Source organism: Pseudomonas sp. R76 (assembly GCF_009834565.1).
Taxonomy (GTDB): domain Bacteria; phylum Pseudomonadota; class Gammaproteobacteria; order Pseudomonadales; family Pseudomonadaceae; genus Aquipseudomonas.
The window spans coordinates 1,308,904-1,321,312 of record NZ_CP019428.1 but is presented as its reverse complement, the minus strand read 5'-3'; the positions used below and the strand labels follow the sequence as shown (position 1 = coordinate 1,321,312).

Sequence of the window (12,409 nt, the reverse complement as noted above, 5' to 3'; positions counted from 1 at the left end):
ATGACTGCCCTGCCCTTTTTTACCCGAGCCTTCATCTTCACGCGCCTCGCCGGTCTCTACCTCGGTGCGCTGGCATTGGCGATCGCTAGCCCGGCCCTGGTGCTGGCCGATGGCATGGTGCCCGACACCTCGGTGGTGATCGTCCACGAGGGCGAAGGCGAGGCCTCGGTCACCGTGACCAACACTGACGACAAGCTGGCCTTGCTGCACGTCACCCTGGAAGACATCCCTGAAGACACCGCGACACTGCTGTTTGTGACCCCGCCCTTGGCCAGGGTCGAACCGAACAAGAGCCAACTGATCCGCTTCATTCTGCAATCGGCCGAACCGTTGACCACCCAACGCTTGAAACGGGTGATTTTCGAAGGCATGCCCCAAGGCCGTTCGGCGGCCCAGGCCGGGCACGCACAGGTGGGCGTGACGGTGCGCCAGAACCTGCCGGTGATCCTGCACCCCAAAGGCCTGGCCCCCAACCGCACGCCCTGGACCGGACTGGAGTGGCGCTTGAAGCGTGACCAACTGAGCGTGCACAACCCGAGCCCGTACGTGGTGCGCCTGGCCCAGGAACTGCGCCTGCTGCCCGGCAGCGGTTCGGCCTTGTTGCCGCGCACCTATGTGCTGCCCGGCGAAACCCTGAACGTGTCGGTGACCAGCACCGACACCGGCGCCAACCGCGTGAAGCTGCAACCGGCCACCGTGTATGGCTTTGCCGTAGCGCCTTACGAAGCACCGATCACCCTATAAAAAGAACGCCCTATAAAAAAGAGTGGCTTGCCAAAGCCACCCAACACTTGAGTACGACCTTGTGAGCACAGCAATGACTGACCGCGACGGCCGCGCCGTGCCCGGCGTTTCACCCCGCCGCGCAGGCAAGATACTGACGAGCCTGGCGCTGACCCTGGGCGGCGCACTGCCGTGCGGGGCGGTGCTGGCGAGTGATATCGCCGGCGCCTTCGACCCCCAGACGCTGTCCCGACGCGGCATTGACCCGGAGCTGGCCAACCTGCTGCTGCAAGCGCCGCGTTTTGCGGCGGGCCGGCATGCCGTCAACCTCAGCGTCAACGGCCTGCGCCGTGGCCGGGTGGACGTGGAGTTCGACCGCCTGGGCGGCCTGTGTTTCAACCGCGCCCTGCTGGATGCGGGCAACCTGAACGTGCCCGATGACGAGGGCGCCCGCACCTGCCAACCCTTTATCGAGCGCTACCCGCAAACCGTGATCGAGCAAGACCCGGCCGCCCTGGCCGTGGCCCTGGTGGTGCCGACCGATGCCCTGCGCCCCGCCCAACAGGACATTTCCGGCTACCAGACCGGCGGCAAAGCCTTGCTGCTCAACTACGACCTGACCGGCCTCTACAACGAGTTCGGCGACAACACGAGCCGCTTCGGCTCAGCCAACACCGAAGTCGGCTTCAACGCCGGCGACTGGATCGTGCGCAGTCGGCAGGCGAAAACCTGGCAGGACGGCAACTCGCGCACCACCCACCTTGACGCCTACGCCCAGCGCACGTTCGCCGAACAACAGGCGGTGTTGCAGGCCGGGCAAATCAGCCTCTACAACCCGGTGCTGGCGGGCACGCAGATTACCGGCGCCCAGGTGCTGACCGAAACCGCGCTGCAAGACCAGAACCAGGGCGCGACTATCACCGGTATCGCCAACAGCCCGGCCCACGTGGAAATCCGTCAGAACGGCGCGTTGATCCACTCCACCGTAGTGCCGGCCGGGCCGTTCGCGCTGACCGACGTGCGGCGTTTGAACGGCCGCTCCGACGTGGAAGTCACGGTCAAGGAAACCACCGGCGAAGAACGCCGCTTTACCGTGCCCGCCGCCATGCTCGGCCTGGGCCTGCCCGCGCCGGGCTATTCGGTGGCGGCCGGGCGTGTGCGGCAGATCGGCAACAGCGACGGCCGTGAGCCTTGGGTGATCAGCGCAGGCTGGAGCGGCCCGTTGCACCCGCAACTCAGCGTCAGCGCCGGCGGGCTGATGGCGGATGCCTACCGCTCGGCGGGGGCGAGCCTGGGCTGGTTGCCGTGGCAAGACAGCCAGCTGCAATTGTCCGCCCAGGCGGCGCAAGCCAGCCCCCAGCGCATGGGCACTGAGCGGGGTGTACAAACCGACCTCTCCTGGTCCCAGCGGTTGAGTGACCGCTGGGCGGTGAGCACCGCCGGTTCCTGGCGTTCCCAGGGTTACCGCGACCTTGAGGATTCAACCTACGTCGGCAACAGCGACGATCAACAACGTACGCGCTACCGCGACCAGCAAAGCGCGACCGCGTCCTGGGCGCACCCGACGTTGGGCGCGTTCAGCGCCGGGGTCTCACGCACGGCGTCGTATAACGGTGAAAGCAGCAGCCGCGCGCTGGCGTCCTGGGGCACCAGTTTTGGCCGGGTGTCGGTGTCGGCCAGCGCCGAATGGCAAGTGGGCGGACGCCAGCAAAATGACGACAGCATTTACCTGAACCTCAGCGTGCCGCTGGGTGAAACCCGTCGCGGGCGTGCCTGGGTGCGTAATACCGGTGGCGAGCATCGCCTGGGGGTGGGCGTGAACGAGCAACTCAACGACCAATTGAGCTACCGGGTAGGCGTGGAACGCGACAGCCGTGACCGCGAAGTGGAGTCGTCGCTCGGCGTGTCGGCACTGCCGTGGTACAGCCAGCTGGATTTCAACTACACCCGCAGCGATGACGAACGTTCAAGCTACCAGGGCGGCGCCCGTGGCGGCGTGGTGCTGCATGAAGACGGCCTGACCTTCTCGCCGTACCCGGTGCGCGACACCTTTGCCGTGATGTCGGTGGGCGAGATGGCCGGGATCAAGGTCAGCACCCCAAGCGGCCCGGTATGGACCGACTGGCAAGGCCAGGCCGTGGTGCCGCAACTCAGCGCCTATGGCCGCAGCCCGGTGGAAGTGCAGACGCGCTCACTGCCGCGCAACGCCGATATCCACAACGGCCTGGCCGTGATCGCCGCCGGGCGCGGTGCGGTCGACAAGGTGCACTTCGGCGTCGCCCTGACCCGCCGCGCGCTGTTGAACGTGACCACCGACAGCGGCCAGCCGTTGCCACGCGGCGCAACCGTGACCAGCGCCGACGGCGAGTTCATCACCCTGGTGCAGGAAGGCAGCCAAGTGTTCCTGCCCGACGTGCTCGACCCGCGCACCTTGTGGGTCAAGGCACCGGGGCAGCCACGCTGTCGCCTGGACTTTGAACTGCCGAAAACCGCAGACCCCGAGGTGTATTTCGAAACCGCAGCGGCCCGGTGCCGCCAGCCATGAGGACGTTCACCATGGGCCTGAAACACCCGTTGTATCCACTGGGCGTTGCGCTGCTGAGCAGCGGCGCCTGGGCCGCCGATGAGTGCCAGCTCAACCTGAGCCAGGCACAGCTGGATTTCGGCCTGATGAACCGCGCCGTAGCGCTGGCGCCCGCGCCTGAGCGTTTGCTTGGCGAGCGGCGTATCAGCCTGACGCTGAATTGCCCGCAGCCCACCGACATGAGCGTGTTTTATCGCGGCCTGGGCGCCGGGGCGGAGCGCTTTCGTTTTACCGAGCGCGGCAGTTACGGCTTGCGCGTCAGCGAAGCGCTGCTGGACGGCCAGGCCGTGGAACTGGGCTTGATTGCAGGCCAAGGCCAACCGCCCGCCGCTGTCAGCGCCCAACTGGCGTGGCAACCGGGGCAGGGCATTGTGCCGATGCGCGCCGGCGTTGCAGTGAGCGGGCGCAGCCTGTCCTTGCAGATCGATGCCAGCGCCTGGGCCAGCGAAGACGCCGCACGGGTACGCGATGCCGTGACCTGGGACGTCGCCGGGCTGTTCGACGCCCTCGCCGCCGGGCGCTCGCGCGAACTGCGTCTGCAAGCGCGCTTTGCGCCGGCGGCGTGTACGCCCACGCTGTCCAACGGCGGCCATGTGGAGCTGGGCAAGCTGTCGATCGGCGACCTGAATGTCGACAAGGACACGGCCCTGGCCCCACGCGCCTTGTCACTCAGTGTGATCTGCGATGGGCCGACCGCCTTCGCGGTGCGCATGCAAGACAATCGCCTGGGTTCGGCCACCGGCACCGCCGATGAAAGCACCTATGGGCTTGGCCTGGACGCGCGCCAACAGAAAATCGGCCGTTACCGGTTGTTGTTCGACCCGGCCCGCATCACCGCCGACAGCTTCGCCCAGGTTTTTTCGACCGACTCCGCCACTGGAGGGTTGCCCTGGAGCAGCGCCAGCGCGGGCGTCGCGGCCGTCGGCGCGAATCGCTACCTGGGTTTTGGTGCTACGTCCGGCAGTACCAGCGGCCCCAGCCCCATTCAAAACCTCAACGCCACGCTGAGCCTGGAAGCGGTGATTGCGCCCTTGGGTTCTTTGGACTTGAGCAGTGAAGTACGCCTGGATGGCTCGGGCACTCTCGAAATTTACTATCAGTAGGAGTAAACAATGAAAGCGTTTCTGATCTCCCTGGGAATTTTTCATGCTGTGGTCACAGGCATGGCCCACGCCGCTTCAACTGTTGAACTGACCGTCGGCGGGCTGATTACGCCCATGGCCTGCACGCCGGTATTCTCCGCCGGCGGCCTGGTGGACTTCGGCAAGATCTCCCAGAAGGACCTCAACCAGGCCACCGCTACGCGACTGCCGCTCAAGACACTGACCTTGACCGTCAGTTGCAATGCCCCTGGCCGCTACGCCCTGCGCATGCGCGATAACCGCGACGGCACGGCCCACGTCAACAGCGAGATCTATTACGGGCTGGGGCTGGACACCGCCGGCAACAAACTGGGTGTCTATTCGGTAAAGTTCGATCCCAAGCAAACCGTCGCCGATGCCTTGCCGGTGACTTACGGCACCGAATCCACCACCGGCGGTGTGGCGTGGCGCACATCGAACACCAACCCCATCGACATCGGCTCCAGGAGTTTGCTCGGCTTTACCGATGTGGTCGGCAGCACCGCCGGGCCATCGGCGATCCAGAACCTGACCAGCACCCGGACCCTGGAAGCCGTGATCAACGCCAAGCAGAACCTGGACCTGAGTGTGGATACGCTGATGGACGGCTCCGCCACGCTGGAAGTGGTGTACCTCTAACCTCAGCGTTTTTCGCTGCTTACCTGCACATACAGCGCCCGCCCGGCGCCGAGGCCGGCGATGATCGCACCCAGGCCGATCACTGCGAAGATCCAGCCCACGGCGCCCCAGCCGCCGGTCCAGTCATGCACCAGGCCGACCGCGAACGGGCCCATGGACGCCAGGGTGTAACCAATGCCCTGGGCCATGCTCGACAGGTTGGCGGCCACGTGGGAATCACGCGAGCGCAACACGATCAAGGTCAGCGCCAGGCTGAACGTACCGCCCTGGCCCAGGCCGAGCAAAATCGCCCAACCCCACAGGCCGTCGAGTGGCGCGTACAGGCAGCCAAACAGGCCGCCGAGGGTCAGCAGCATCACCACCACGATGGCCAGGCGCTGGTCCTTGCCACGGGTGGCCAGCCACGGCGCGGCGAGGGAACTGGCCAGTTGCACGATGACTGAACCGGACAGCACCAGCCCCGCCTCGGTCGCCGTGAGACCGCGGCCGATCAGAATAGAAGGCAACCAGCCGAACACAATGTAGGCCAGCGAGGATTGCAGGCCCATGTACAACGTCACCTGCCAGGCCAGCGGATCGCGCAGCAAACCCTTGACCCGATAGGCGACTTGGTGCGCGCCATGTTTTTGCCCGACCTGCGGCAACCAGAACAGCGCCGCCACCAATGCCGGCACAATCCAGAAGCCCAGGCCGATGTTCCAGCTGTCGCCGAAGTAATGACTCAACGGCACCGTGGAGCCCGCGGCCAGTGCCGCCCCCAAGCACAACGCCATGGTGTAGACGCCGGTCATGGTGCCGGCGTGCCTGGCGAAATCGCGCTTGACGATACCCGGCAGCAATACACCGATGATGCCGATGCTCGCACCGGCAATCAGGCTGCCGGCGAACAGGCCGACCTCACCGAACGAACTGCGCAGGATGATCCCGGCCGCCAATGTCAGCAGAATCCCCAGCACGACGCGCTCGGCGCCGAATCGCCGTGCCAGGGTCGGCGCCAGCGGCGCGAACAGGCCAAGGCAGAGCACCGGCAAGGTGGTCAGCAAACCGGCCTTGGCGGCTGACAGCCCCAGGCTGCTGGAGACTTCGGCCAGCAACGGCGACATGCTCGACAACGCCGGGCGCAGGTTCAGCGCCACCAGGATCAAGCCCAGCAGCAACAGCCACGGCCGCATGACCACCGGGTGGCTGTGCTGCACCACGTCGTCGTCGGCTTCGGCGTCGATCAGCAGTGCGTCGAGTTCGGGCGTGCGTTTGGCTTCAAGGTTCATTGATCAACTGCCGGCAGAGGGATTTGGCGCGTTCGGGGTCGTGGTTTTCCACGGCATCGAGCAGGGCGACATGCAGGTCGAACACGGCCTGGCGACGCGGCGAAATGTTCAGGGTCTGGCGCAACTGTGCAGCGACGATGGCGGAAAAATACTGGTACAGCTCGCTCAAGGCCGGGTTATGTGCGGCGTCGACCAAGTGCTTGTGGAACACCAGATCGGCGCTGATGTAAGCCTCCAGGTCACCGTGGTACAGCTCGCCGCTGACACTCAAGGCCAGGCGTAATTTTTTCAGATCGTCATCGGTACGGCGCAGTGCCGCGAGGCCGATGGCCTCCACTTCCAGAATCTGCCGCGTCTCCTGCGCCTGCTCCAGGGTGCAACTGGACAGCGCCCGCATGGCGCCCAGCGGGTCGGTCATCGAGCGCAAATAACTGCCGTCGCCCTGGCGGATTTCAATCAAGCCGGAAAACGCCAGCACCCGCATGGCTTCGCGCACGGTATTGCGGCTGATACCCAACTCGGCGGACAGCTCGGGCTCGGTGGGCAAGCGCTCACCGATGGCCCATCTGCCTTCGGTAATGCGCCGGCGCAGTTGCTCCAGGGCTTGGTCAACCAGGGAACGTTTGATCAGAGGGGCGATGTCTGTCATGGGTTTTGCGCTTTCGTCCAATCATAGGATGAATTTTCCTACAGCCTATTAGGAGTTGCCTACAAAGGCAACGCACTAGGGTTTGGGGGCAACAAAAAGAACTGAATTTTCGATTGGTAAAATTACCCTATAAGGGTAATTATTGGACGCAGGTGTCTTATGGAAAAGTACACACCTCATTACGATCTGGCGATGATAAAGGCTGATGTGAGGCGGCTTGGCGCCAGGGCTTTTACACGGGGGGCAAAGAGAACCGCAGAGGCTCTCGACCTTGATCTCGCGCAGATGCAAATGATCGTTTTCAAACTGCAAAACAGGATGTTGTACAAATCGATGACGACCTATGCCGATCACCGCGTCTGGCATGACGTCTACCACATCCAATCACATGGTCTGGAGATTTACATCAAGGTCACTTACTGCTCCGGCAGTAACCCACCCGTGATCTCCTTCAAAGGGATGAACCCATGAAAACCCAACACTGCTTCATCTGTGGTACCCCTGACGCCATGGTGCGTTTTGAGGGGCGCAGTGAAACCCTACGTATCAAAGGCATGGAGCAGCGCGTTGATGACCTCTCGGGCTGGGAATGCCAACTGTGCGAGGACGGCATGTATGACGCTGACAGCTCCGAGCGCCACGCTAAAGCAGGTGACGAGCTACTCCACGCCGCCCGACGGATGATGGGCGCCGAACTGAAGCGTATCCGCCGCAAGCTGCACCTCACGCAAAAACAAACCGTAGAACTACTGTCCGGTGGCGGGCACAACGCGTTCTCACGCTACGAACGCGGCGAAATAACACCGCCCAAACCGTTGATGGTGTTGATGCGCCTGCTGGATCGTTACCCCCACTTACTCACCGACGCCAAAGAGTTGGCCGAAGGTGCGGACCTGCGCAACGCCTTCACTCACACCATCAACCACGAAACACAAGAAGCCCTCAAAGCCTCTTAGACAGGCAAAAATAAACCCGGCACCAGGCCGGGTTTATCGTTTCAAGCATCGATCAATGCAGAATCTGGCTCAAGAACAACTTGGTCCGATCATTCTGCGGGTTGTCGAAGAAGTCATTCGGCGCCGCCTGTTCGACGATCTCGCCCTTGTCCATGAAGATCACGCGGTTGGCCACGGTGCGGGCGAAGCCCATTTCGTGGGTCACGCACAACATGGTCATGCCGTCTTCGGCCAGGCCGATCATGGTGTCGAGTACTTCCTTGACCATTTCCGGGTCTAGTGCCGAGGTCGGTTCGTCAAACAGCATGATTTTCGGTTTCATGCACAGCGCACGGGCAATCGCCACACGCTGTTGCTGGCCGCCGGACAGTTGCCCCGGAAACTTGTGGGCCTGCTCCGGAATGCGCACACGCTCCAGGTAGTGCATGGCAATTTCTTCAGCCTTGCGCTTGGGCATCTTGCGTACCCACATCGGTGCCAGCGTGCAGTTCTGCAGGATGGTCAGGTGCGGGAACAGGTTGAAGTGCTGGAACACCATGCCGACTTCGCGGCGGATCGCTTCGATCTGCTTGAGGTCGTTGGTCAGTTCCACGCCATCGACCACGATGCGCCCTTGCTGGTGCTCTTCCAGGCGGTTGAGGCAGCGGATGGTGGTGGACTTGCCCGAACCCGACGGGCCGCACAGCACGATACGCTCGCCCTGCTTGACGTTGAGGTTGATGTCTTTCAACACGTGGAACTGGCCGTACCACTTGTTGACGCCCTGCATCTGGATAATGCCTTCAGGGCTCACAGGCTGTTTGATCGCTTCGCTCATAACAACAACTCCTAACGCTTGTGGCCTGTGTCGAGCTTGCGTTCCAAATGAATGGAATAGCGCGACATACCAAAACAGAAAATCCAGAACACCAGGGCGGCGAACACATAGCCTTCAGTGGCCATACCCAGCCATTTAGGGTCGGCGGCAGCTTGTTTGACGCTGTTGAGCAGGTCGAACAGGCCGATGATGATCACCAGGCTGGTGTCCTTGAACAGCGCAATAAACGTGTTGACGATGCCCGGAATCACCAGCTTCAGGGCTTGCGGCAGAATCACCAGGCCCATGCTGCGCCAGTAACCCAGGCCCATCGCTGCGGCGGCCTCGTACTGACCTTTGGGAATCGCCTGCAAGCCACCGCGCACCACTTCAGCCACGTAGGCCGACTGGAACAGGATCACGCCGATCAACGCCCGCAGCAGTTTGTCGATGCCCATGCCTTCGGGCAGGAACAACGGCAGCATCACCGACGACATGAACAGCACGGTGATCAACGGCACGCCGCGCCAGAACTCGATGAAGGTCACGCAGACCACACGAATCGCCGGCATGTTCGAACGCCGCCCCAACGCCAGCACAATGCCCAACGGCAAGGCGCCGGCGATGCCGACGGTGGCGATAACCAGGGTCAGCATCAGGCCGCCCCACTGGCTGGTGGCCACGTTGGTCAGGCCGAAGACGCCGCCATGCAGCAGGCAGTAGGCGATGATCGGGTACAGCACCAGGAAGCTCAGGCCGTAGACCGCCTTGCGCTGGAAACGCGAGATGAACAACGGCGCCACGCCAACGATGGCCAGCCACACGGTCAGGTCCACACGCCAGCGCAGGTCGCCGGGGTAGTAGCCGTACATGAACTGCCCGAAGCGCTGTTGGATAAACACCCAGCAGGCGCCTTCCTTGGTGCAATCGGCGCGCGTGGTCCCGACCCAGTTGGCGTCGAGGATGGCCCAGTGCAGGATCGGCGGCACGATCAGGTAGATCAGGTAGAACGCCAACAGCGTCAGCAAGGTGTTGAGCCAGCTGGAAAACAGGTTGGCGCGCATCCATGCCATCGGCCCGAAGACTTTGTTCGGTGGCGGCATATCAGGTTTGAAAGTATGCGAAGTCATGTGCGTTTCCTCACCGCTCGATCAGCGCAATGCGCTTGTTGTACCAGTTCATCAGCAGGGAAATGCTGATGCTGATCGCCAGGTACACGCTCATGGTGATGGCAATAACCTCGATGGCCTGGCCGGTCTGGTTAAGCACCGTGCCGGCAAACAGCGAAACCATTTCCGGGTAACCGATACCGGCGGCCAACGACGAGTTTTTCGCCAGGTTCAGGTATTGGCTGGTCAGCGGCGGAATGATCACCCGCAAGGCTTGCGGGATGATGACCTTGCGCAGCGTCGGCCCAGGGCGCAGGCCCAGGGAGCGCGCCGCTTCGGTCTGGCCGTGGCTGACGGACTTGATGCCCGAACGCACGATCTCGGCAATAAACGCTGCCGTGTAGACGGTAAGCGCCAGGGTCAACGCGAGCAGTTCGGGGATCAATACCCAGCCGCCGACGAAGTTGAAACCTTGCAGCTTAGGCATTTCCCATTGCAGCGGCGCGCCGAAGATCAAGGCGCACAACGCCGGGATCAGGATAAACAGCGCCAGGCCCGCCCAGAACTTGTGGAACGGCACACCGGTGGCTTCAAAGCGCTTGTTGGCCCAGCGCGCCATCAGCACGATTGCCACGATGGCGACCACGATGCTGACCACGAATGGCCAGAAACCATCGGCGGCAATCGCTGCCGGCATGTTCAGGCCACGGCTGCTGACAAAGAAGGTGTCGCCGAAGTTATGGCTGTTGCGCGGCCCCGGCATGGTCAGGAATACCGCGAAGTACCAGAACAGGATCTGCAGCAGCGGCGGAATGTTGCGGAACACTTCCACATACACCGTCGCCAGCTTGTTGATCATCCAGTTGGGCGACAGCCGCGCCACGCCGATGATGAAACCGAGCAGGGTCGCCAGGACCACACCGATCACGGTCACCAGCAAAGTGTTGAGCAAACCGATCACAAAGACCCGGGCATAGCTGTCCGATTCGGTGTAGTCGATCAGGTGCTGCGCGATGCCGAAGCCGGCACTGCGCTCAAGAAAGTCGAAACCCGAGGTAATGCCCCGGTGTTGCAGGTTGGTCTGGGTATTGTTGAAGAGGTACCAGCCCAGCGAGATCACCGCCACAATCGTGATGATCTGGAAGAGCCACGCACGCACTTTGGGATCGCTGAAGCTGAGCTTCTGCTTTGGTGCGCCGATTTGATTTTGCATGAAGTGCCCCGGAAATAATGGAACAGAACATCACCCGGTGGTTGGCCCACCGGGTGATAGAACCATCAGCGATCAGCGCACAGGTGGTGCGTATTGAATGCCACCGTTGGTCCACAGTGCGTTCAAGCCACGGTCGATTTCCAGTGGGGTGCTTTTGCCGAGGTTTTTCTCGAACACTTCACCGTAGTTACCGACCTGCTTGACGATCTGTACGACCCAGTCTTTTTTCACTTTCAGGTCTTTGCCGTATTCGCCGTCAGCACCGAGCAGACGCGCAACGTCCGGGTTCTTGGTGGACTTGGCTTCAGCTTCAACGTTTTTCGAGGTGATACCGGCTTCTTCAGCGTTGAGCATGGCGTAGCCAACCCAGCGCACGATGGCCAGCCACTCGTCGTCGCCGTTACGCACGACCGGGCCCAGCGGTTCTTTGGAAATGGTTTCCGGCAGTACCACGTAGTCTTTCGGCGAGGCCAGCTTGCTGCGCTGTGCGTAGAGTTGGGACTTGTCGGAGGTCAGCACGTCGCAACGACCGGATTCCAGCGACTTGGCGCTTTCATCGGAGGTGTCGAAGGTGATCGGGGTGTATTTGAGGTTGTTGGCGCGGAAGTAGTCGGAAACGTTCAGCTCAGTGGTGGTACCGGCCTGGATGCAGATGGTTGCACCGTCCAGTTCCTTGGCACTTTTCACGCCCAGCTTGTTGTTAACCAGGAAGCCAACGCCATCGTAGTAGGTGATGAAGCCCGGGAATTTCAGGCCCATGCCCGCATCGCGAGAGCTGGTCATGGTGGTGTTACGCGACAGGATGTCGACTTCGCCGGATTGAAGCGCGGTGAAACGCTCCTTGGCGTTCAACTGGCTGAATTTGACCTTGGTTGCGTCACCGAAAACGGCAGCAGCTACAGCGCGGCAAACGTCAGCGTCGATCCCGAGGATCTTGCCGCTGGCATCCGGCACCGAGAAACCCGGCAGGCCGTCACTCACGCCACATTGTACGAAGCCTTTCTTCTGCACAGCGTCCAGGGTGGCGCCGGCTTGGGCAAAACCACTGACACCCAGTACAGCGGCCGCGCTTACGATGGCCAGGGTGGATTTCAATACCTTCATTCAAACCTCCAGTTTTGCTCTTGTTGTGTCGGAGCTCCAACCTCAGCGCACCCTTATGAGGCGATATCGACCCGTGTTGGCTTTTTTTGGGGTCAAGCGGCATGAAGTTGTTGCAGTAATTCCAGTTGCTATCCCACAAGCGGCAGTCACTGATAGTGTTACCGTCCTAAGATAGTTCTGACATCGATCTACACATAGCAAGCCCCGTACCAGAGTGGTGGCTGAGTCGATTCAGCCCATGGTCAAC

12 protein-coding genes are annotated in these 12,409 nt (G+C 62.1%); 6 read left to right on the top strand and 6 right to left on the bottom strand.

Features of this window, described 5'->3' with window-relative positions; all coding sequences use genetic code 11:
- The 4 genes from PspR76_RS05875 (at position 1) to PspR76_RS05860 (ending at position 5,067) form a co-directional block, all read left to right on the top strand.
- On the top strand, positions 1-744 hold the full coding sequence (locus PspR76_RS05875; protein WP_159954357.1) for a fimbria/pilus chaperone family protein: 744 nt from the start codon (positions 1-3) through the stop codon (positions 742-744).
- Between the two features lie 73 nt (positions 745-817).
- Positions 818-3,268 carry a fimbria/pilus outer membrane usher protein gene (locus tag PspR76_RS05870; RefSeq protein WP_159954356.1) on the top strand — a complete coding sequence of 817 codons (2,451 nt, stop codon included), beginning with the start codon at positions 818-820 and terminating at the stop codon, positions 3,266-3,268.
- 11 nt (positions 3,269-3,279) lie between these two features.
- Positions 3,280-4,410, top strand: coding sequence for a DUF1120 domain-containing protein (locus tag PspR76_RS05865; RefSeq protein WP_159954355.1), 1,131 nt, complete (start codon positions 3,280-3,282; stop codon positions 4,408-4,410).
- Positions 4,411-4,419: 9 nt separating this feature from the next.
- The gene (locus tag PspR76_RS05860; RefSeq protein WP_159954354.1) at positions 4,420-5,067 is read left to right on the top strand and encodes a DUF1120 domain-containing protein; all 648 of its coding nucleotides are present in this window, start codon (positions 4,420-4,422) and stop codon (positions 5,065-5,067) included.
- 2 nt (positions 5,068-5,069) lie between these two features.
- Here the strand turns inward: PspR76_RS05860 and PspR76_RS05855 are convergent, their stop codons facing one another.
- Positions 5,070-6,335, bottom strand: a complete 1,266-nt coding sequence (locus tag PspR76_RS05855) for a CynX/NimT family MFS transporter (protein WP_159954353.1) — start codon at positions 6,333-6,335, stop codon at positions 5,070-5,072.
- Positions 6,325-6,984, bottom strand: a complete 660-nt coding sequence (locus PspR76_RS05850) for a FadR/GntR family transcriptional regulator (protein WP_159954352.1) — start codon at positions 6,982-6,984, stop codon at positions 6,325-6,327. The genes PspR76_RS05855 and PspR76_RS05850 overlap by 11 nt, the downstream gene beginning before the upstream one ends.
- A 159-nt stretch (positions 6,985-7,143) precedes the next feature.
- Between PspR76_RS05850 and PspR76_RS05845 the strand changes: the two genes are divergently transcribed.
- Entirely contained in the window at positions 7,144-7,455 is a 312-nt protein-coding gene (locus PspR76_RS05845; RefSeq protein WP_159954351.1) for a type II toxin-antitoxin system MqsR family toxin, read from the top strand.
- Entirely contained in the window at positions 7,452-7,940 is a 489-nt protein-coding gene (locus PspR76_RS05840) for a type II toxin-antitoxin system MqsA family antitoxin (RefSeq protein WP_159954350.1), read from the top strand. Before PspR76_RS05845 ends, PspR76_RS05840 begins: the two co-directional genes overlap by 4 nt.
- Before the next feature lie 52 nt (positions 7,941-7,992).
- Here PspR76_RS05840 and PspR76_RS05835 read toward each other — a convergent pair whose 3' ends face one another.
- The 4 genes from PspR76_RS05835 to PspR76_RS05820 form a co-directional block, all read right to left on the bottom strand.
- Positions 7,993-8,757, bottom strand: coding sequence for an amino acid ABC transporter ATP-binding protein (locus tag PspR76_RS05835; RefSeq protein ID WP_003171943.1), 765 nt, complete (start codon positions 8,755-8,757; stop codon positions 7,993-7,995).
- A gap of 11 nt (positions 8,758-8,768) precedes the next feature.
- Positions 8,769-9,866, bottom strand: a complete 1,098-nt coding sequence (locus PspR76_RS05830) for an amino acid ABC transporter permease (protein WP_159954349.1) — start codon at positions 9,864-9,866, stop codon at positions 8,769-8,771.
- Between the two features lie 10 nt (positions 9,867-9,876).
- Positions 9,877-11,058: an amino acid ABC transporter permease gene (locus PspR76_RS05825; protein WP_159954348.1), complete on the bottom strand. Its 1,182-nt coding sequence runs from the start codon at positions 11,056-11,058 to the stop codon at positions 9,877-9,879.
- Between the two features lie 72 nt (positions 11,059-11,130).
- On the bottom strand, positions 11,131-12,162 hold the full coding sequence (locus PspR76_RS05820; RefSeq protein ID WP_159954347.1) for an amino acid ABC transporter substrate-binding protein: 1,032 nt from the start codon (positions 12,160-12,162) through the stop codon (positions 11,131-11,133).
- Between the last annotated feature and the right edge of the window lie 247 nt (positions 12,163-12,409).

Excerpts from the sequence above, each read along its gene's own strand:
- PspR76_RS05865 (WP_159954355.1), top strand. The coding sequence starts at position 3,280 with ATGGGCCTGAAACACCCGTTGTATCCACTGGGCGTTGCGCTGCTGAGC.
- PspR76_RS05825 (WP_159954348.1), bottom strand. The coding sequence starts at position 11,058 with ATGCAAAATCAAATCGGCGCACCAAAGCAGAAGCTCAGCTTCAGCGAT.
- PspR76_RS05875 (WP_159954357.1), top strand. The coding sequence starts at position 1 with ATGACTGCCCTGCCCTTTTTTACCCGAGCCTTCATCTTCACGCGCCTC.
- PspR76_RS05860 (WP_159954354.1), top strand. The coding sequence starts at position 4,420 with ATGAAAGCGTTTCTGATCTCCCTGGGAATTTTTCATGCTGTGGTCACA.
- PspR76_RS05845 (WP_159954351.1), top strand. The coding sequence starts at position 7,144 with ATGGAAAAGTACACACCTCATTACGATCTGGCGATGATAAAGGCTGAT.
- PspR76_RS05840 (WP_159954350.1), top strand. The coding sequence starts at position 7,452 with ATGAAAACCCAACACTGCTTCATCTGTGGTACCCCTGACGCCATGGTG.
- PspR76_RS05870 (WP_159954356.1), top strand. The coding sequence starts at position 818 with ATGACTGACCGCGACGGCCGCGCCGTGCCCGGCGTTTCACCCCGCCGC.
- PspR76_RS05835 (WP_003171943.1), bottom strand. The coding sequence starts at position 8,757 with ATGAGCGAAGCGATCAAACAGCCTGTGAGCCCTGAAGGCATTATCCAG.
- PspR76_RS05830 (WP_159954349.1), bottom strand. The coding sequence starts at position 9,866 with ATGACTTCGCATACTTTCAAACCTGATATGCCGCCACCGAACAAAGTC.
- PspR76_RS05855 (WP_159954353.1), bottom strand. The coding sequence starts at position 6,335 with ATGAACCTTGAAGCCAAACGCACGCCCGAACTCGACGCACTGCTGATC.
- PspR76_RS05820 (WP_159954347.1), bottom strand. The coding sequence starts at position 12,162 with ATGAAGGTATTGAAATCCACCCTGGCCATCGTAAGCGCGGCCGCTGTA.
- PspR76_RS05850 (WP_159954352.1), bottom strand. The coding sequence starts at position 6,984 with ATGACAGACATCGCCCCTCTGATCAAACGTTCCCTGGTTGACCAAGCC.